Annotated in this window: 14 protein-coding genes; 5 read left to right on the plus strand and 9 right to left on the minus strand. The window is 40.5% G+C overall.

Features of this window, described 5'->3' with window-relative positions:
* Nucleotides 1-239: 239 nt before the first annotated feature.
* The 8 genes from OLD84_RS07600 to OLD84_RS07635 form a co-directional block, all read right to left on the minus strand.
* Nucleotides 240-2,159 (minus strand): vWA domain-containing protein, encoded by a 1,920-nt coding sequence (locus tag OLD84_RS07600; RefSeq protein ID WP_209462300.1) that lies wholly within the window; start codon nt 2,157-2,159, stop codon nt 240-242.
* Between the two features lie 404 nt (nt 2,160-2,563).
* Nucleotides 2,564-3,439: an ATP-binding protein gene (locus tag OLD84_RS07605; RefSeq protein ID WP_209462301.1), complete on the minus strand. Its 876-nt coding sequence runs from the start codon at nt 3,437-3,439 to the stop codon at nt 2,564-2,566.
* A 352-nt stretch (nt 3,440-3,791) separates the two neighbouring features.
* Entirely contained in the window at nt 3,792-4,226 is a 435-nt protein-coding gene (locus OLD84_RS07610) for a GlcG/HbpS family heme-binding protein (protein ID WP_209462302.1), read from the minus strand.
* Between the two features lie 735 nt (nt 4,227-4,961).
* Complete coding sequence (locus tag OLD84_RS07615) at nt 4,962-5,378, minus strand: GlcG/HbpS family heme-binding protein (protein WP_209462385.1); 417 nt, start codon at nt 5,376-5,378, stop codon at nt 4,962-4,964.
* Between the two features lie 48 nt (nt 5,379-5,426).
* On the minus strand, nt 5,427-6,641 hold the full coding sequence (gene fdhA, locus OLD84_RS07620) for a formaldehyde dehydrogenase, glutathione-independent (RefSeq protein ID WP_209462303.1): 1,215 nt from the start codon (nt 6,639-6,641) through the stop codon (nt 5,427-5,429).
* A gap of 196 nt (nt 6,642-6,837) precedes the next feature.
* Entirely contained in the window at nt 6,838-7,770 is a 933-nt protein-coding gene (locus OLD84_RS07625; protein WP_209462304.1) for a LysR family transcriptional regulator, read from the minus strand.
* Between the two features lie 786 nt (nt 7,771-8,556).
* Entirely contained in the window at nt 8,557-9,375 is an 819-nt protein-coding gene (locus tag OLD84_RS07630; RefSeq protein WP_209462305.1) for a methylenetetrahydrofolate reductase, read from the minus strand.
* A gap of 192 nt (nt 9,376-9,567) precedes the next feature.
* Nucleotides 9,568-10,869, minus strand: coding sequence for a glycine cleavage T C-terminal barrel domain-containing protein (locus OLD84_RS07635; protein ID WP_209462306.1), 1,302 nt, complete (start codon nt 10,867-10,869; stop codon nt 9,568-9,570).
* A 1,016-nt stretch (nt 10,870-11,885) separates the two neighbouring features.
* On the opposite strand from OLD84_RS07635, the gene OLD84_RS07640 reads away from it, so the two are divergent.
* From OLD84_RS07640 to sdaAA, 5 genes are all read left to right on the plus strand, one after another.
* Nucleotides 11,886-14,312: a GcvT family protein gene (locus tag OLD84_RS07640; protein ID WP_245301490.1), complete on the plus strand. Its 2,427-nt coding sequence runs from the start codon at nt 11,886-11,888 to the stop codon at nt 14,310-14,312.
* A gap of 228 nt (nt 14,313-14,540) precedes the next feature.
* The gene (locus OLD84_RS07645) at nt 14,541-15,599 is read left to right on the plus strand and encodes a YkvI family membrane protein (protein WP_209462307.1); all 1,059 of its coding nucleotides are present in this window, start codon (nt 14,541-14,543) and stop codon (nt 15,597-15,599) included.
* Nucleotides 15,600-15,755: 156 nt separating this feature from the next.
* Nucleotides 15,756-16,934, plus strand: a complete 1,179-nt coding sequence (solA, locus tag OLD84_RS07650; protein ID WP_209462308.1) for an N-methyl-L-tryptophan oxidase — start codon at nt 15,756-15,758, stop codon at nt 16,932-16,934.
* A gap of 288 nt (nt 16,935-17,222) precedes the next feature.
* Nucleotides 17,223-17,885, plus strand: a complete 663-nt coding sequence (sdaAB, locus tag OLD84_RS07655) for an L-serine ammonia-lyase, iron-sulfur-dependent subunit beta (protein WP_209462309.1) — start codon at nt 17,223-17,225, stop codon at nt 17,883-17,885.
* 25 nt (nt 17,886-17,910) lie between these two features.
* The gene (sdaAA, locus tag OLD84_RS07660) at nt 17,911-18,786 is read left to right on the plus strand and encodes an L-serine ammonia-lyase, iron-sulfur-dependent, subunit alpha (protein ID WP_209462310.1); all 876 of its coding nucleotides are present in this window, start codon (nt 17,911-17,913) and stop codon (nt 18,784-18,786) included.
* 274 nt (nt 18,787-19,060) lie between these two features.
* On the opposite strand, the gene OLD84_RS07670 is transcribed toward sdaAA, so the two are convergent.
* Complete coding sequence (locus OLD84_RS07670; RefSeq protein WP_209462311.1) at nt 19,061-19,852, minus strand: ABC transporter ATP-binding protein; 792 nt, start codon at nt 19,850-19,852, stop codon at nt 19,061-19,063.
* Nucleotides 19,853-19,987: the final 135 nt, after the last annotated feature.

Below are 19,987 nucleotides of genomic sequence, written 5' to 3' on the forward strand. Positions count from 1 at the left end.
GACTTCTGCGTTGCCCACAGGACCTGGGCGATTTTAGCAGAAGCTCCCCCTAGACGTGTCATTTTTACCGGACTTTTTGAACAAACTCCTACACACGTATTTTAACGTTATCTATAATATCATTCTATACTGGAGGACGCGACTTCATTCTTTTAAGGCAATAAGAGTTTTGCGTGCTTCCCAACGCATGCTGAATTTGTGCTACAACCGGGGAAGAAAAAGAATTGTCCCTATGCTACTTAGATCGTCCGCAATAGCAATTTCTTCAATAGTGGTGCGAAATGTTCGGGTAATTCGTCAACACTTGGTATCATTAAACGTTCTTTTCCGTAAATGTTTTTCATGGTTAGATCTTCTCTTTCGTCGATTTCCCCGTCTGCTAAGAACATGCCAATGACGTCGATTCCTTTTTTACGTGCTTCAGATACAGCGACATTCGTATCGATAATTCCATTTTGATCATAGTTTGCTGCAGCTGGCTCTCCGTCTGAGAAAACGAGCAGGAATTTGTGTTTTTCTCTTCTGGCTGCTAATTCCTCTGTAATGATGCGTATACTAAAGCCATCCCGATTATCTTCCTCTGGCTCAAGCTGCATAATTCTAGCTCCTCTGTTTTGATAAAAGGAATCTGTGAAGGAATGGATGTTATGGAAGTAATTTGGTTGATAACTTTCCTTTACGTCATTTGCATCCTCCCAGAAACCGATAATGGAGTGGGGGATCTTCAGCTGATTCAATACTTCATGAAATAGAATGATTCCTTTTTTTGTCTCGTCCATTTTATTGTGCATGGAAGCGGAACAGTCTACCAACAGGGTGAAGACGGCATCAATTTCTTTTGATTCTTCGTTTTTCTTATAAAATAACCTTGGATTTTCGTCCGTGATAGCAGGAAGTAATTTTTTCGACAGGCGACCCATGACTAAATCTTTTCGTGGCGCATTCCTTTTATGTTCTAGGACTTTTTCTATGGTTGAAGCGAGTTTTCGTTTGTGTGATTGGATTGTATTGACAGCTTTCTGGTAAGTGACGTGATCCTCCCTAGATGGTGACTCGGCCTTTTTTACAATCGCAACGGCATGTTTATTTTCCTCGCCATACACAGGTTTGTTTGTTTGATTTCCTTCGGATGCCCCTTGTTTCTCCAATGATTCGCTTTCCGAGTAGTCATTATTTTTACTTTGTCCAGATTGGCCTTGAATCGTTCCCATAGCTTGATCCCCATCTTCCGTTTCTCTCGCTCCACCGCCCATGATACTTGTCTTTGTGCCAACTTCTAAGTCAAATTGCAGAAAAGTTTGCTTCCTGTCATTGTTTTGATTTTCTGTATGCCACGTCGAAAATTGCTCATCAAAATATTCATTATTCTCGTTATCGACATCTTCCTGATCGTCATTTGCCAGTTCATCTGTACGCGTTAACTCGTCAAATAATGTATTTCGTTCATAATTTTCTATATGAGCAATCGGAAAGGAAAAATAGACATTGATCATATCCGAATAGGCCTCTTCTAATTGAATCAAGATTTGTTCCGCAATCCTTGTTGTATCATTTGTGCTTTTTGCTTCAAATGAGCTGTAAATCAGCGGTTTTAATTTTTCTAAACGCAGAAGCTGTTGCTCATTTGCTCTTGGAAAAGTAGGGTCTGGTTTATCGGCCTGAAGTACCAAATAGATGAGACAAAACAATTCATCGAGCGGGTAGCTTTTTGTCACGTTTGTAGTTAATTGTGTCTGAAAGTAGTGCTTCAGGTAATTTGTCCGAGTAGCGAAATCTTTTTTTGTACCAGGTCGATTCTTTTTTATGATTTCTTCCAGCCGTAAATCCTCTAGCAAGGTAAAGAGTTGAGTAGCAAATCTTGACAGGCTTGATTGGTTTGTCTCTTTTAAATAGGCTTTCATGATGGGAAGATGGGAATATTTTAATGTCCCAATCGTTCGTAAAAACACATCCGTTTTATATCCATTTTCCTTCTTCTCCTGGCTGTTAATATCCCAAAAATGGCTGCCGGTCACTTTTTTATCGCTTATATCAATAAACGAGCCATACTTATATTCAAATTTTAAATCAGGGTTATTCGATAATATAGTGGATAAGTCTTGTAATTGTAGAAAAAGGTCGGTATCTATCTTGGAATCATCCCAGCGATTGTATTTCATTCTTGGATCCTCCTTTCTCAGATCAAGTTTGCATTTTTCGGAATTTAAAATAAGGCTGTTTTCTAAAATATGGTTGCTTTGGTATGAAAGATATAAAATGCGACATATTTTGATATGCTTGTTAATCCACCGCTCCGGAAACACTTCGCTTTCCGCGGGGGGCTGATGAGCCTCCTCGAGCTAGCGCACTTCGGTGTCTCATCTAGGCCTCTGCTCCCGCAGGAGTCTTCGTGTGTTTCCTTCGCTATTGTTTTGGTTACTACCGCTAAAAAACATTCGTAAGCAATATTCAAAACGAATTATCTCACCAGCCCGGAACGATCCCGGACGGCGAGTATTGCACATAATGTCGCAGTTCCTATCAACTGAGAAGAGCTAAAAGCAACAATCCTTATGAAAAGAGCCTAAAACAATGTGTCTGCTAAATTTTTCACAAATTCTCTCTCGCGTTCTTCATCCAGTTTATCCACGATTGTTCTTAGAATCGCGCGTCTGGGCGGGATAAGAACACTTAGATCACAAGCATCGAGCAACGCACGGATGGATGCAGCATCTTCGGATAGTTTTCCTTGAGACACAGCACGGACGAGATCCGTGGACAAGGTGACGAATAAGTCAATTGTAGTTTTGTTCTGTAACCTTGTATTTGATTGAATCAATTCCTTTAATTGTTCTCCTTCAATATATGGCACATCAATGACGATAAAACGGTTTTTCAATGCTTCATTCAATGGGACAGTGCCAACATAACCTTCGTTGATCGCAGCAATGACATTAAAGCCTTCTTTCGCTGTGATGATTTCGTTAGTAAATGGATTGGTAATTGTTCTTCGGTAATCAAGAACACCGTTAATAAGTGGCAAAGTTTCAGGTTTGGCCATATTAACCTCATCAATATAGAGGAAGGTTCCATCTTTCATCGCGCTCGTAACGGGACCTGGCACAAATTCAATCACTTGTTTGTCTTGCTCATATGCCAGTGTTTTAAATCCCATTAAGCTTTCTGCATCAAGATCGACCGAGCAGTTGACACTAAACATGGGTTGATGGAATAAGTTCGATAGTGTTTCAGCGAACTTTGTTTTTCCAGCGCCTGTGGGACCTTTCAGTAAAACATTTTTCCCCATGCTAAGCGCCGAAATTGCGTCGATTAATAGATCGATATGAGGCGGAACATAACCACCTTGCGAGATTAATTCTTGAAATGTATTATCGCCAGTTCGTTGACTTGACTTCAAAATTTCAGATATATTTTCAGGAAGATTATAGTTTGTGTGCATTGGTAAACTCCTTTCATTTGAGGTGCCTGTCACTTCCCGCTATTTGTCGAATGTAGGTAAGTATAGATTTGTACATCATTAAAATCAAGCTTAAAGTTACGGTTGTAGACCTCTACGGGTATTAATCATACGTTATTTACTAAACAAATGCGAAACTTAGGTATTCGAGGTAAAAAAGTTCTAGTGTGTATTTCTTGAATGTGTAATAGCTGAAATTGAAGGTGAGAGGTAAACCAACAGAGTTTGAATACATTAAAAAACGTTGAAGTCACTCATAGTAAGGACCTCAACGTTTTGGTTTTTGCTAAATTAATTAGTTATACTTGATTACGAGTCGACTCGGATGCCACGGTTACTTCTGTTTACTATACCGCACTTTTAGATTTTCAAAGGCTCTTACTGCTGCCTGGGCAACTTGAACATCCTGTGCAACAGCACCGCCACTGGCACCAACAGCCCCTACAACTTTGCCGTCCTTCTCTAACGGAAAGCCGCCGCCGAAAATCACAATTCGCCCATCATTGGTTGTATTTAATCCGTATAAATCAGCGTTCGGAACAGTCAATTCCTCTAGGTCAGATGTTGGCATTTTCAGTGCCACAGAAGTCCATGCTTTATTTTGCGCGATATCGATACTAGCTAACCAAGCGTCATCCATACGATGTGTTGCTACCAGATTTCCACCATCGTCTAAAACGGAAATGACCATAGAAACATCAATCTCGTTAGCTTCTTTTTCAGCAGCTTTAATAAGATGCTTAGCTACCTCTAAATTTAGTTTACTCATTATAAATTCCTCCCAATTTAAAATAATGAGATAATTTACATTAAAAAAAATTACCCCGACGAGCCGTGTGGATCATTAATGAACTTCTTTGTAATACAGTTTTCTCCTAAGAATTAAGTCAATGTCTGCATTATATGGAACTATTATGGCTATGGTGCCTACTTTCCGCTATTTGTCGAATGTAAGTAATTATATATTTGTACATCTTTCAAAACCAATCTAAAAATTATGGTCTTCAGTCTACATGATACATAGTTATTTATCACTCACGCCTCACACTTATATGTTGTAGATGTTGATATTGAAGTTGAGTATACTATCAGAAGGTATCCACAAAATGGGTTAAGTAAAGTAAACGGGTGAGAATGCAGTTTTGGACGTTGTAGTATAATTTACTTGGTATTATAGAACTTTACTTGAAATAAATAAATGGTAATTTTGCCCATTAACAAACTATATAAAAAAAGCGGCAGGGAATTACCAATCTGAGAGAGTATTTTATAAATTGCACATTCTATACAAAGAGATACATCAGTTAGTCTATCAAACAAATACAATGACGATACGATTGAAACACTCAAAAAACTTGGAATTATTGAACCTGTAAAGGTCAATCAATCCATTAAAAAGCCTTGAAGTCCTTATAGTAAGGACCTCAACACTTTGTTTTTGTTAAAATTAATTAGTTAGACTTGATTGCGATTTGGTGTCACGGTTACTTCTGCCATTAAGCACTCACTTTTCCAGGTTTTCAAAGGCTTTTACTGCTGCTTGGGCAACTTGAACATCCTGTGCAACAGCACCGCCACTAACACCAACAGCTCCTATAACTTTCCCATCCTTCTCTAACGGAAAGCCGCCGCCGAAAAGCACAATTCGCCCGTCATTAGTTGTATTTAGTCCGTATAAATCAGCGTTTGGAACAGCCGCTTCCTCTAGGGAAGATGTTGGCATTTTCAGCGCGACAGAAGTCCATGCCTTATTTGGTGCGATGTCGATACTAGCTAACCAAGCGTCATCCATGCGATGTGTTGCCACCAGATTTCCACCATCGTCTAAAACGGAAATGACCATAGAAACATCAATCTCTTTAGATTCTTTTTCAGCAGCTTTAATAAGTTGCTCAGCTACCTCTAAATTTAGTTTACACATCATAAATTCCTCCCAATTTGAAATAGTAAGTTAATTTATTTTAAAAATTTAACTTAACGAACCATGTGGATCAATAACGAATTTCTTTGCAACGCCGCCATCAAATTCTTTATAACCTGCAGGTGCTTCATCCAGAGAAATGACCGTTGCATTTACAGCTTTCGCAATTTGCGCCTTGCCACTTAAAATGGATTGCATTAAATTTCTATGGTATTTCATTACTGGGGTTTGCCCAGTAACAAATGTATGTGCTTTTGCAAAACCTAAACCGAAGCGGATTTTTAACGAACCTTCTTGTGCATCTTTATCATCTGCACCTGGATCACCAGTTACATAGAGTCCTGGAATCCCTAAACGTCCCCCAGCCCGAGTGACACCCATGACGGAGTTTAATACAGTGGCAGGGGCTTCACCGGCGTTTTCTCCATGACCGCTTGCCTCAAAACCGACCGCATCAATCGCACAATCCACTTCTGGTTCCCCTAATACTTGCTCGATTTGTTCCTCAAGATTAGCATGTTCTCTTAAGTTTACCGTTTCACAGCCAAAGCTTCTTGCCTGTGCTAACCTTTCTTCGATTAAGTCACCTACAATTACTACTGAAGCTCCGAGTAATTGTGCCGAGTGTGCAGCAGCCAAACCAACAGGACCTGCTCCCGCTACATAAACAATTGAACCTGGTTTTACACCTGCACTTACCGCTCCGTGATATCCAGTTGGAAAAATATCAGAAAGCATGGTTAAATCAAGAATATTTTCCATAGCCTGATCTTTATCCGGAAACTTCAAAAGTTGAAAATCAGCATATGGAACCATAACGTATTCGGATTGACCACCAACCCATCCGCCCATATCAACATAACCGTACGCTGAACCAGGACGATCTGGATTTACATTTTGGCAAATATGTGTATCCTGCTGCTTACAGTTTCTACAGCGTCCACAAGCAATATTAAACGGAACCGATACAATATCACCCTTCTTCATAAATTCAACATCACGACCCACTTCCACAACCTCACCCGTAATTTCATGACCAAGCACTAGCCCGCTTGGTGCGGTCGTCCTTCCTCGAACCATATGTTGGTCACTTCCGCAAATGTTCGTCGTTATCACCTTTAAAATTACCCCGTGTTCACATTTACGTCCAACGTTTAATGGGTTAACACCAGCTCCGTCTTTTAGAATGAGCTCTGGGAAACCGATATCTTCCACATCGACCTTTCCTGGTCTCTTATAGACGACACCTTTGTTGGCTACCATATCTATTCCTCCTATCATTTTAACCGCTGTTTAATGAAAAATTATCATAATTGTAGATATGATTTTCTTTTCTCCCTTCATTAGGATTGGAAAGTATTCTAGGATGTTTTTTTAGTTACCACTATCATAGCTCTAGTTTTTCATCAGGTAAAATAGCTAATATTGATGTTTGTTATCTGTAAAAATGATACCAATTTTAATGATCTTTCTGTAAAGGGATAGGTTCATCATCTGTAACATTAAATCTCGGATTGGTTAATGGAGGATGGCCTATATTTGTGAATTCATTTATCGTTTCGATGAACTTCTCCACCGTGTTTGTTAAATAGGCGTCTGCTCGCCTAATAAACACAGTTGAAATGTTACTATATTTATTAGGAATGGTGTGACATTGTATGAGTCCTTCTAATTCTAGATGGCTGACTGCAGATTGGGGGACTAGGCTGATTCCAAGCCCAGATACAACGCTTCCCAAAATCGTTTCTAATGTACCGAATTCCATCACTTTCGCATTAAACACCCCCTCATCACGAAGCCAGGTTTCTAAGCGTTCACGGTAACTGCAACCCGAATTAAAAACGAGAAGGGGCCTGTTTTTTATGTTGTCAAAGTGGGTGTTTTTATTAACGTCAGATATTAAAACTAATTTTTCTTGAAAAACGTCAACTTGTTCCATATCCGGGTGTGTACCAAATCCTGTAACAAAGGCACCGTCCAGTTTACATTTCAAAATTTGATTGATAAGATCCTTTGTCACACCAATTTTTAGTGATAAATCTACGTTGGGGTATTTTCTATGATAGTTGGATAAAATCGTTGGGAGTTTCATAACGGTTTCAACTGTCCCGATCTCAAGGGAGCCTGAAGGGTTGTCAGAATCCTGGAATGCTTTATTCGTCTTGTCTACCATGAATAAAATCTTCTCAGTGTAAGATAAAAGTTTTTTCCCTTCTGAGTTCAATGTTGTTCCACGACTGTGTCGATGAAATAATTGGGTTTGCAAATTTGACTCTAATGACTTTATTCTAGCTGTTACATGGGATTGAACATAACTTAGTTCATTTGCTGCTTTACTTATGCTTCCATTTTGTGCAACGCTTTGAAAAATAAGCAAGTCTTTAATTTCCATTTGGAACCCCTCCAATAATTCGATTCGATTATAAATTTTCAATGAATCAGTGAAAATGATACAAGACATCTTTTCTAATCATTATGCAATAAGGCAATTTTATTTTATAATATATTTAAATATTAAACAAATCTTAATTATTGCAGTAATATACCTAGGGGCTTTAGATAAAAGCTTCATAATCAAAGGGAATTCCGAAGTTGATGTTATTTAAAACCCGCTCAGGAAATATACTTCGCTTTCCACGGGCGGCTGGTGAGCCTCCTCGTGCTAACGCACTCCGGGGTCTCACCTATGCCTTTCCTCCCGTTGGAGTCTACGTATATTTCCTCCGCTAAACGGTGTATCATTCGTCTATAGAGTTGATAATTTTTACTTTTGTCCAAGGCTCCTAGTAATTTAATTTATTTATATTCACCTTTGTGATAGCAGCCACTATTCATATTGAAAGGATGAGTTTACCTTATTTAGCGGTAACTGTTCAGGTGGGGTTCTATAAAGTCTGCACAAATAGAGGTGCAGTGGGGGGGACCTGAACAGGTACGTGTGATTTGCATGCTATTACGATAGCAAATAATGCATTATCAGCCATATTTTGATAGTACAAATTGTACAAAACAAGTAAACTCATACCAGATGTTTATGGTATGAGATTACTTGTATGGTCAAAGACATAAGGGGATAAATCAAGTGACTTCTGAGAACTGGAGATGAATTGGATAGCCGTAGCGTTTCATGAGACAGGCGCAAAAAAACGGATAGGCTTGTACGTCATATGTGGTATGGCTATACACTTCCCACTTTTTTAAGGGTGTCCAGTTCGTTAAACGTGTAAATGTGAAAGCCTGCGATACAAAAGTCTGATTCATTTAAGTACGGGGTGTAGGCGTTTACCAAATCGCCAGGATCATAGCCGCGCATCAGCTTCCTCGACAACTTCAGATTTTTTCTGAGGAAGCGGAGTGAATCAGTGACACCGATACGGGGGGCGATGCGAAGTAATTTATCCAATTTCACGGGACCTGGGATGCCCAGATAGCACGGCAATCGAAGACCGGATGCGCGCTGTTGCTGCAGCCAGGCAAGGACCTGCTCGGGATCAAAGCACATTTGTGTCACGGCATAATCTGCAAGGGAGGCTTTTGCTGCAAAGTCCTGATTGAGTGTTTCTGTCTCGATATGCAGGTGACCTTCCGGATACGCAGGAATACCGATGCGATGCGGCCTGTTTTCGTGTGTAGCCAAAGACTGCACTAATTCAAGGCCATGATCATACGGACCCAGTTGTTTTTCCTGATCCCCTCCAATGATAAATACTTCGTGCATATCATGATCAGCGAGGCGATCAAGCACCGTATTAAGATGTTCTTCACTTCGGATCATCCGCGCTGCAATATGGGGAATAACCTTAGCGAAATGTGGTGCTAATGCAATTGATTTGTCGATCGTAGCATCGATCCCATTCGTCGGTGAGCAGGTGATTGTCAACGTGGCATGGGAAGGAAGTGCCGCAGTGGCCCGTTCAACGATATCCTTAGCGGGTATGAGCTCAAAGCGGGGGCCCCCCGTTTGGTTGAACAGAGCCGCTGAAGATTGCTGATCCATTATGGTCATCCCTACTTTCTTTTTAATATGATCAATATAAGGAAAGCCACATGACCTCTGTAATAGAGCCGTCATGATTTTGTCAATTTCTCTAACGATCAGTGGCCAAAATGCCTTACAAGCGATTCAATTCTCAGGCAGCGAAATATATGTGCAGTGGGTCTGCAAACAGACCCACTGCACTAGATATTATCACGTCTCAAGCTTTCGGCCGGTTTGGGTATATCCCGTCCCTGGGTTTTCAGAAGGCTTGAACGGCGTCTGCGCAACCTCCCCCGGAACACGTCCGATGGCGTATGGTTCGGGCAGGTGTACTTCAAGCTTGGTCCCAATCATACTGAATAAGTTGGGCAGCATTGCGTAACCAATGTTGCACCCCTGGTTCGGCGAATAGAAGGCAGAGGTGACATAGCCGATCGGCTCCGCGCCGCCTTCTGCGTAGACCATATAGAAATCTGCTGGATACCAATCGATTTTATCGCCGCCGAATTTCAGCCCGACTAGCTTTTTAGTAACACCTTCGTTCTCAATGCGGGTTAGGGCTTCTTTGCCGATAAAGTGGTCTTTGGTCAGATCCACTTGCCACCTTAAGCCCACTTGGTATGGGTTGGTCTCTTGGTCCATATCCTGTCCATAGGAAAGGATTCCCGCTTCAAGCCGCCGTATATGGCCTGGAGCAATCACTTTTAGATTATGTGGTTCACCCGCCTCAAGGAGAGGATACCAGAACTTTTCGGCGTTGATACTGGCATTATAGAGATAAATCTCAAAGCCTGCTTCACCCGAGAAACCCGTGCGGGACACGATGACGGGGCAATCGTTCACTTCCCCCTCCATCAGCCCGTAGTAAGGAACGTCATGAATACGCTTGCCAAATAAATCGACCATGAATGATGTTGATTTTGGCCCTTGAATTTGTACGGGAGACACATCGATTTCGCGTACGGTGCAATCAAAGTTGTTCATGATATTAAGCGCCTGAAGCCACAGCGACACGTCGCTGTCGGATAAAGAGAACCAAAACTCATCTTCATGCGGACGAAGAAGAACCGGATCATTGATGATGCCGCCTTCATCATTGCATAAAATAACGTAGCGTGCTTTTCCTGTCTTGACTTTATCGACTGAGCGCGTGATCGCCAAGTCCACCAGCTTTGGGGCATCAGGGCCTTTCACCTGGATTTGTCGCTCTACCGCTACATTCCAAAGCGTGACGTGTTCGGTGAGATATTCGTATTCCTTGAGGAGACCGCCCTCCTCCATCGGGACATAGGCACGCGGGTGGTACATGTTGTTGTAAACCGTATAGCACCATGCCCCGGCTTCTTCGGAAAGGTGCCAGAATGGAGACTTGCGCACTCTTTGCGATATAAGCATGCGTGAGCCATTATCTCCGCTTTGACGCAGATTGGTCGGGACGTGTCTTTGCGCGCCCCCTTCCTCGAGATCATTAGACGTTTTGAACTTTGATACAGGTGTTTCTTCAATAGCCATACCGATTTCCTCCTTTTCGTTATAAAGGAATATAATTCCCAATCTCGTAAACGGTACTTTCCTGAATGATCGGCATTTGAATTCGGCACTTGCCACCGCCACCGGAACCCCAAACGTTCAATCTATCAGAAACGTGGTAACACCCCAGACCACCCATAAGCGACTAGTGAAATTTTGATATCAGCCCCGTATCATTGATTTCGCGTATCATACCCCCTTTACGTATTAAAAATTGTTTCTTAATTCTGAACTGAAAATCAATTGCTTAATAAAGCGCATACATTACAGGTTATGATGACATACACGCGTTGTGCCTATGCATCACATAATATATCATTAAAGTTTAGGCCGCATTGTCCTTTTCATATTTCTGGCTTCTGAACAAACACTTCGGTAACATTTTTATTCCCATCAGTGTAGTGGCAATCGGTTACATAAAATTCTGAATACAGCCAGACAGTGGATGATTTTAAGTTCTGCGCAAGAGTTATCCTAATTTTGCTAAAAGTAAATATTTTATTTAACGCAAATATATTAGAAACCCAGGCTGATGTCAAGATATTATTTTAAAATATTTTTGATAGTCGTTTTAAGCAAAATCTATATCAATAAATTTCGGAGGGATGCGTTAGTTGACGTATGGTAAATAGGCTCCACGGTTCCCTGTACGATATTCCTTCAAATTACCACCGTTCAGTTTTCGTGATATAAGCCATCTTTTCTAATCATTTTACAATAAGGCGATCCTGTTTTAAAATAATTTTAAATATTCAACAAATGAAAATAGTTGTAATATTGGAAATAAAAGTTGTGATTTGGTTTACGATGAAATTTTAAATGACTATTCGGGATTGAAAAATAACAGCAAGTGCTATTTCGATTTGGAAACGGTTGCATATACATGTAACTAAAAATTACAAAACAACCGTGGATATGAACAGAATTAAGAATCACAAAATATGTTGGATAGCAATCAAATTTGTCATTGTTATTCAGAAAAATGGGGATGGGTGATTATGGAACAAAAAAGAATTGTGATCATTGGTGCTGGTGTCGTTGGATGTAGTACTGCTTATTATTTAAACAAAATGGGCCAACAAGATATCACAGTCATCGATCAAGGTCCTCTGTTTGAAACAGGGGGTTCGACTTCTCACGCTCCAGGACTTGTTGCACAGCTTAATTTTTCGAAATTGCTTACAGCATTTGCTTCACAAACGGTTGCAGATTTTACAGAGTTGGGTGACGGAGAACGGCCTTCTTATTATCCAGTGGGTAGTTTAGAGTTAGCTAGAACACCGGAACGTCTAAATGATTTAAAGCGGAAGGCAGGGGCAGGGAAATCATGGGGGATAGAGGCACATGTACTTTCGCCGAAAGAATGCAAGGAAAAGAATCCCGTTATTAATCCGGATACGATTCTAGGAGGATTGTATGTACCAACAGATGGAATTGCTAAGCCCCTTCGTGCTATAAACAGAATGGCAGATTTCTCTAAGTCTTGTGGTACGAAGTTTTACGGTAATACAGAAGTAACCGGGATTAACATGATAGACGATCAAGTTAAAGGAGTAGAAACAAGTATTGGAGATTTTGAAGCAGACCTGGTCATTTGTTGTGCGGGTTTTTGGGGGCCACAAATAGGAGAAATGGCAGGTGTAACCATTCCTCTTCAGCCCATTGCACACCAATATATATTTTCAAATGATATACCTGAGTTAGCTGGAGAGTCGGAAGAAGTAACATCTCCAATTATTAGGGATTTGGATAGTTCCATGTACTATCGCCAAGTGTTTAATAGCATAGGAATTGGTTCTTATCAACATGAAGCATTACCTATTGAGATAAGTGAGGTTTCTAAATATGGTGAAAGTGCGGATATGCCGTCAATCAAGCCGTTTACACCCGAACATTTTCTTGGCAAGCCCTGGAAAGATGCGCAAAATCTAATACCTGGACTAAAAGAGGCAGGACGGAAAAGAGGGATAAACGGAATCTTTTCGTTTACACCGGATGGAATGCCATTATTAGGTGAATCAGAAAAAATACGAGGATTTTGGGTTGCTGAAGCAGTTTGGATAACACACTCAGCGGGTGTTGGTAAACAAATGGCTGAATGGATTATAAACGGTGCTCCAACCCTTGATTTGGAACTGTGCGATATTAATCGTTTTGATTCTTATGCGCAAAGTCCGACTTATTATAAACCGCGTTCAAAAGAAGACTATGAAAAGGTATATGATATTCACCATCCGTTTGAGACACCTGCCACATCACGCAATATGCGGATCATCCCATATTATATACGCCAGCAGACATTGGGGGCTTTTTTTAATGAAAGTCTAGGATGGGAACAGCCACAATGGTATGAAGCTAATGAATCACTTACTGAAAGGTATGAAAATAGGATTATTAAACGCGACGGCTGGCAAGCGCGCTATTGGTCACCGATTATTGAAGCGGAACATCTGCATATACAAGAACATGCCGGCCTATATGATGTAACGGCAATGAATAAACGACTGGAAATCAGTGGTGAAGATGCACTTACATTTCTACAAACACTTACAACAAGCAATATCGATATTTCTATCGGCAGTATGACAAATGCTTTAATGCTGCATGAATTAGGAGGAATTAAAGATAAAATCACAATCATTCGCAAAGATAATCAAACATTCATTATTCTTTGTACAAGTGCGGTAGAAGCAAACTGGATACAAAAACATGTCTGGAAATCAGGTGAAATAGTCATCCAGGATAAAACAGCAAGCACGTGCGGTCTAGGTATCATAGGGCCAGGGGCTAGAGATGTCATGCAGTCCATTGATCCTCAAGTATTTGCCGAAGGCGCATGGGAAGCGAAACAAGTGAAGGAAATTTATATCAACAATATACCGGTTCTAGCAGCATTCGACTCTAAATGTGGTTTGGAGTATTGGGAGTTTTTTACTACGAATGATCAAGGCTTACCACTTTGGGATGTACTCTATCAAGCAGGGCAGGCCAATGAGCTAATTGCGGTTGGAGACCGTGCCCTTGAAAGCTTGCGTATTGAATCACAGACATTAAGGTACGGAAAAGACTTTTGGAGTGAGCATAACCCATACGAGATTAATCTGAATGCATGGATTGATCTGACGAAAGATTTCATTGGAAAAAAAGCTTTAATCGAACGTGGTAAAAAAGGTCCCAATCTCGTATCGTCAACACTTGTTCTCGATCAACCGGATAAGGTAGTTATGGGCCATGAACCTGTTATGAACAATGGAAAAACAGCTGGTTTTGTCACAAGTGCAGGCTTTAGCTACAGTCTGGGAAGGGGAATTGTCACTGCCTTGTTAGATCCCAAGGCTTTGGAAAACGATACGGAATGGAATATTGAATATTTTGGACAAAAAATCAGTGCCACAGTTCTCCAAAAACATAATATAATCACATAGTAGTAGTTTATGGTGGTGACATACTCCGGGACGCCCAGGTTTTCTAGCTATAAAGAATACTGACTTTTGAAAGGAGTCATAGCGGGAAAATAAGGCATCACTTTTAATACAGAGCGGTCGTTTTCATGAACCAGTAGTGACGCGACCCGGGGTGAGCATTATATTCTTGTTCTAAAAGAAGATAGGCTGAAACAAGAATGACTATATTCTATTATAAGGGGACTATTTATGTTTAGAATACTAAAAATTGCTGGTGCTGTTATAGGGGTTGTTATAGGCGCTGGTTATGCATCAGGGCAAGAAGTATTACAATATTTCACAAGTTTCGGCCATAAAGGCACTTATGCAGCAATTTTAGCAACCGCCTTATTAGCATATATGGGAATGATTATGGCGAATGTTGGGAGCCGTCTGAGGGCAACATCACATAGGACAGCCATCTATCAAATTAGCGGTCGTCATCTAGGCATGGTGATAGACGGTATCATTATATTCACTTTATTTGGTACCGGAGTGCTTATGATGGCTGGTGCAGGATCTACGCTTAATCAACAGTTTGGATTACCAGTTTTTGTTGGCAGTTTAATAATGGCTGTTATTGTTGCAATTTCTATGATGCTTAAGGTCGAAAAAGTCATTTCTGTCATTGCAAGTGTTACACCACTCTTACTTCTATTTGCTATATTCATTTTTATTTACAGTTTAAGCACGATGGAGATGTCTTTTGCAGAGCTTAAGCCAATTGCAGAAAGTCAAGACAAACCATTTTCTAACTGGATCGTAGCCGCAGTAAACTATGCTTCTTTATGCGTGGCTTTGGGAGTTTCAATGACATTTGTTATAGGTGGGGCAGAAAAAAATTCACGTATTGCAGCAATTAGCGGGTTACTCGGCGGACTTGGTATAGGAATCATGGTTACCCTTGCCCACTTAGCAATTTTCTCCCAAGTAAATGTCGTTGCATCATTCGACTTGCCATTACTGAAGATTGTTGAAGATATTTCGCCATTACTTGCATTTTTGTATTCTATTGTTTTGTTTGGAATGATCTTCAATTCAGTTCTTGGTATGTTTTATAGTTTTATTGCTAGATTTTTTAAAATGGGTACAAATAAGTCGAATATTGCAACCATCATGGCTTTAGCAATTGGATTTGCTTTAAGTTTTGTTGGATTTACTACTTTAGTATCTAAGTTTTATACGCTTGTAGGTTATTTGGGTTTATTACTAATGATCATTCTTATCTACGCGCCTTTTAAACTAAAACGTTCAGAACAAAAAGGTTAATTGAAGGGGGATAAAATAAGTTAAAGAAGAAACTATTTTATGCTTATCATAACGGATGTATTATGAAGGTGAGCAAATATTTTATTTTAGGTGCAAATCTAGCTTTTAAAGACCTAAAAAAACAGATCTAAACATAATATACAAGGAGGAATTTGAATGACAAAACATTATGACGTGATAGTAGTTGGTGCTGGTTCAATGGGAATGGCTGCTGGGTATTATTTAGCAAAACAAGGAGTTAAAGTATTACTTGTTGATTCTTTTGATCCGCCGCATGATAAGGGCAGTCACTATGGTGATACCCGAATTATTCGTCATGCTTACGGGGAAGGAAGAGAATATGTTCCGCTTGCTCTTCGCTCTCAAGTGTTATGGGATGAGCTAGAAAAAAAGACACATCACAAAATATTCATGCAAACTGGCGCCATGGGGTTTGGTAAAAAAGGAGATGCTCCCTTTATTGATGAAGGGATTGCCAGTGGAAAAGAATATAATCTGGAAGTTGAACACTATACTGGGGCAGAGCTGAAGGAACATTATCCAGGGTTGCAAATTCCCGATGATTATGATTCCTTTTATGAGCCAAAGTCAGGATTCTTATTTAGCGAAAATTGTATCCAGGCTTATCGAGATTTAGCGGAACACCATGGAGCCGAATTTTCAATAAACGACCCGGTTAGAGATATTGAAGCGTATGATGATTCTGTGAAAGTGATTACAGAAAAAGGTGCATTTACCGCCGATAAGTTAGTGATTAGTGCCGGATCTTGGAGTGGAAAAATAACATCTAAAGTTGGTCTTGATCTGCCACTTATTCCGACTCGTCAACCTGTGGCTTGGTTTGAAGCTGATGAATCATTATTTAATGCAAACGCCTTTCCCACTTTCATGGTTGAAATTCCAAATGGTGAAAACAGAGCAATATATTACGGCTTTCCAAGCTTTGGTGGGTGTGGAGTAAAGGTAGGAAGGCATGAATATGTTGATGCCATTAACCCGGATACAATGAACCGTGAATTCGGATCCAATGCAAACGACGAAGGCCATATACGCGAGTTCCTGGATAAGTTCATGCCTAAAGCATCCGGAGCGTTAAAGAATGGAGTAATCTGCATGTATACAAGAACCCCAGATGGTCACTTTATTATTGATAAACATCCGGAACACTCCCATATATCGATTGCTGCCGGGTTTTCAGGACATGGATTCAAGTTTGCGAGTGTTGTAGGGGAAATTTTATCACAATTAGCCGTGTCGGGCGAAACCGATCATGATATTTCAATCTTTAGGATAAACCGACCAAGTTTGCAGGAATCGAGTGTAACAAAAAATTAGAGGAAAGAATCAATTACGCTGGTCGAGTAGGGGTTTTCGATTTCAAGGATCAAACGCGCGGAACGCTCATAATCTTTTAAACTGAGGTTTCAACAGGCCAACTAAATATAATGCCGAATAGAGAGTTCCTCTGTCTATGGTGTTCAATAGATTAATAAGCGTTAGTAAATCAACATATATTATGACTCACGTACCACTAAAGCTGTCAAGAAGTTAGTAAAAGAATGAATTGATCCAATAATTATATATACTATGTATAATATACGGAAAATAAGGTGGTGACGCTAAATGAGGTATAGTTCAGTTTTTGATATTATAGGTCCAGTTATGATCGGTCCATCAAGTTCACATACGGCGGGAGCAGCCCGTATCGGTAAAGCAGCTCGGAATTTATTTGGCAAAGAGCCTAAATGGGCAAAAATACATCTCTATGAATCGTTTGCCAAAACCTATAAAGGGCACGGCACAGACTTTGCTTTAGCGGGCGGTTTATTAGGATTCGAAACGGATGACACGCGAATGAGTAAAGCCCTTGAAATCGCTTCAGAAAAAGGTGTGAAAATCGAATTCGTAGAAGACAGTGCAAAAGCAGACCACCCAAATACAGCACGGCTCATTATTGGTAATGATACAGAAAGGCTGGAACTTTCCGGTATTTCGATTGGTGGCGGAAAAGTGGAAATCACGGAGCTGAATGGATTTGAACTACGGTTGTCGGGAAATTATCCAGCGATTTTAATTATGCATAATGACCGGTTTGGGGCCATTGCTTCTGTTACGAAGATATTGGCAAAACATGAAATAAATATAGGACATATGGAAGTTAACCGTAAAGATGTAGGGGAAGAGGCATTGATGGTTATCGAGGTAGATCAGAATGTTGAAGATCCTGTTCTAAAAGAATTAGAGTGCGCTGATCATATTATCCAGATTTCAAAAATTGCTAATTGATCTTTGAAAGGAGGGGGTTTACGAGATGTTTAGAACAGTTGCTGAGTTAGTGGAGACTGCTGAGAAGGAAAATATTTTGCTATCTGAAGTTATGATTCGCCAGGAAATCGATGTTAAAAACAAATCACGTGCCGAAGTATTCACAGAAATGGAAAAAAACCTGGAAGTCATGGAAAATGCTATAGGGGATGCATTAAAAGGCGTGCAGTCCGTAACAGGATTAACAGGCGGCGATGCCGTACTCATTCAAAAGTACATGAAGGAAAAGACACCATTATCCGGAAATTTAATGATGGACGCTGTCAGCAAAGCAATGGGGACAAATGAAGTAAATGCAGCAATGGGCACAATTTGTGCTACTCCCACTGCCGGAAGCGCTGGTTGTGTACCAGGAACGCTTTTTGCAGTGAAAGATCAGTTAAATCCTACACGTGAACAAATGATTCGTTATTTATTCACATCAGGGGCATTTGGGTTTGTTGTTGCTAATAATTCGTTTATCTCCGGGGCAGCGGGAGGTTGTCAGGCGGAGGTAGGATCAGCTGGTGCGATGGCCTCTGCTGCAATCGTCGAAATGGCAGGGGGCAGCCCGCAGCAGTCTGCTGATGCGTTTGCCATTACACTGAAAAACATGCTGGGTTTAGTATGCGATCCAGTAGCGGGACTGGTTGAAGTTCCTTGCGTTAAGCGTAATGCAGCAGGTTCATCACTTGCAATCGTATCCGCTGATTTGGCACTGGCTGGTGTAACAAGCAGAATTCCTTGTGATGAAGTAATCGGGGCAATGTACCGCATTGGTAAACAAATGCCATCCAGCTTGCGCGAAACTGGGGAAGGTGGGCTTGCAGACACTCCAACAGGCCGTTTATTAAAAGAAAAAATGTTTGGAATGTCCATATAGAGAGTACGACGCCTGTGCGGGGGTGCCTGTCATTTCCCGCTATTTACAAGTATACCAGGTTTTGGATTCATTTTATTGGACACCTGAAGATATGGAGCAAGTAATGTGAGATAGTATATTTCTGAAGGTACATCTCCGGAAGATGCTGCGGCGGCATGGGTAGAAGCAAATGATGACAAGGTTGCTGAATGGACGAAAAATAATAAAAACCCACTATTTTAAATGTGGCTTGCAGAGAAATTATTTTCCCGCAAGCTTTTTCTTTCATTTAGTCTTACTGATGGCTCACTTGAAGCGTCATCCATGCTCGATCATAATGCCAGTCAACGTTAACATTTTTTTCAAAGAAATCCGTTAAACGCGCGCTATTTAATACTTCTTCCCTCTTTCCCTCAGCAAATATTGTCCCTTGCCGGAGTAACAGGGTATGACTGAATACCGGGAGAATTTCTTCAATATGATGCGTCACAAATAAAATAGTTGGTCCATTTTTTTGCGTAGCCAGTTGCTGTATCGTGTTTAGCAAATCTTCACGAGTAATGAAATCAAGCCCATTTGTCGGCTCATCCAGGATAAGTAATTCCGGTTCAGCCATCAAAGCTCTTGCAATTAAAATCTTTTGTTTTTCTCCTTGAGAACAGGTTTCGTATGTACGATCAAGCAGATGACTGCAGGCTAATTCATCCATTAATTGAATAGCTTGTTCATAATCCGCTTCTGTCGGATCTTCATATAATCCAATCGAAGCGTATTTTCCGCTTACAATCATATCTTGTGTCCGTTGCATAGAACGAATTCTCTCCTCTAAAGAAGAACTAACCCAGCCGATTGATTTTCGCAGTTGGCGGATATCTGTCTTGCCAAACGGCTGACCTAATACATTGATTTTTCCAGTTGTCGGCCAAATATAACCATTCAACATGTTCAGCACAGTTGTTTTTCCGGATCCGTTAAGACCAAGTAGCGCCCAGTGCTGACCTTTTGTAACCTCCCAGTTAATATCTTCCAAAATCTTCTTTCCATCTCTTCTCCAGAAAACATCTTGCATCGTGATAATACTTTCCATGTATATCGCCTCTTTATTCTTAATTATTCATTTAAATATATCAATTTTTCGAATAAAATAATAGAATAGTGATTTTTTATCCGATAAGATGTAGTGCCTGTCACTTCCCGCTATTTGTCGAATGAATATTCTTGA

Origin of the sequence: Virgibacillus natechei (assembly GCF_026013645.1) — a bacterium.
Lineage (GTDB): Bacteria > Bacillota > Bacilli > Bacillales > Amphibacillaceae > Virgibacillus_L > Virgibacillus_L natechei.

Coding starts and splice junctions, on each gene's coding strand:
- OLD84_RS07600 (WP_209462300.1), bottom strand. CDS start 2,159: ATGAAATACAATCGCTGGGATGATTCCAAGATAGATACCGACCTTTTT.
- OLD84_RS07645 (WP_209462307.1), top strand. CDS start 14,541: ATGTTTAGAATACTAAAAATTGCTGGTGCTGTTATAGGGGTTGTTATA.
- fdhA (WP_209462303.1), bottom strand. CDS start 6,641: ATGGTAGCCAACAAAGGTGTCGTCTATAAGAGACCAGGAAAGGTCGAT.
- OLD84_RS07605 (WP_209462301.1), bottom strand. CDS start 3,439: ATGCACACAAACTATAATCTTCCTGAAAATATATCTGAAATTTTGAAG.
- OLD84_RS07610 (WP_209462302.1), bottom strand. CDS start 4,226: ATGAGTAAACTAAATTTAGAGGTAGCTAAGCATCTTATTAAAGCTGCT.
- sdaAB (WP_209462309.1), top strand. CDS start 17,223: ATGAGGTATAGTTCAGTTTTTGATATTATAGGTCCAGTTATGATCGGT.
- OLD84_RS07615 (WP_209462385.1), bottom strand. CDS start 5,378: ATGTGTAAACTAAATTTAGAGGTAGCTGAGCAACTTATTAAAGCTGCT.
- solA (WP_209462308.1), top strand. CDS start 15,756: ATGACAAAACATTATGACGTGATAGTAGTTGGTGCTGGTTCAATGGGA.
- OLD84_RS07625 (WP_209462304.1), bottom strand. CDS start 7,770: ATGGAAATTAAAGACTTGCTTATTTTTCAAAGCGTTGCACAAAATGGA.
- OLD84_RS07640 (WP_245301490.1), top strand. CDS start 11,886: ATGGAACAAAAAAGAATTGTGATCATTGGTGCTGGTGTCGTTGGATGT.
- sdaAA (WP_209462310.1), top strand. CDS start 17,911: ATGTTTAGAACAGTTGCTGAGTTAGTGGAGACTGCTGAGAAGGAAAAT.
- OLD84_RS07670 (WP_209462311.1), bottom strand. CDS start 19,852: ATGGAAAGTATTATCACGATGCAAGATGTTTTCTGGAGAAGAGATGGA.
- OLD84_RS07635 (WP_209462306.1), bottom strand. CDS start 10,869: ATGGCTATTGAAGAAACACCTGTATCAAAGTTCAAAACGTCTAATGAT.
- OLD84_RS07630 (WP_209462305.1), bottom strand. CDS start 9,375: ATGGATCAGCAATCTTCAGCGGCTCTGTTCAACCAAACGGGGGGCCCC.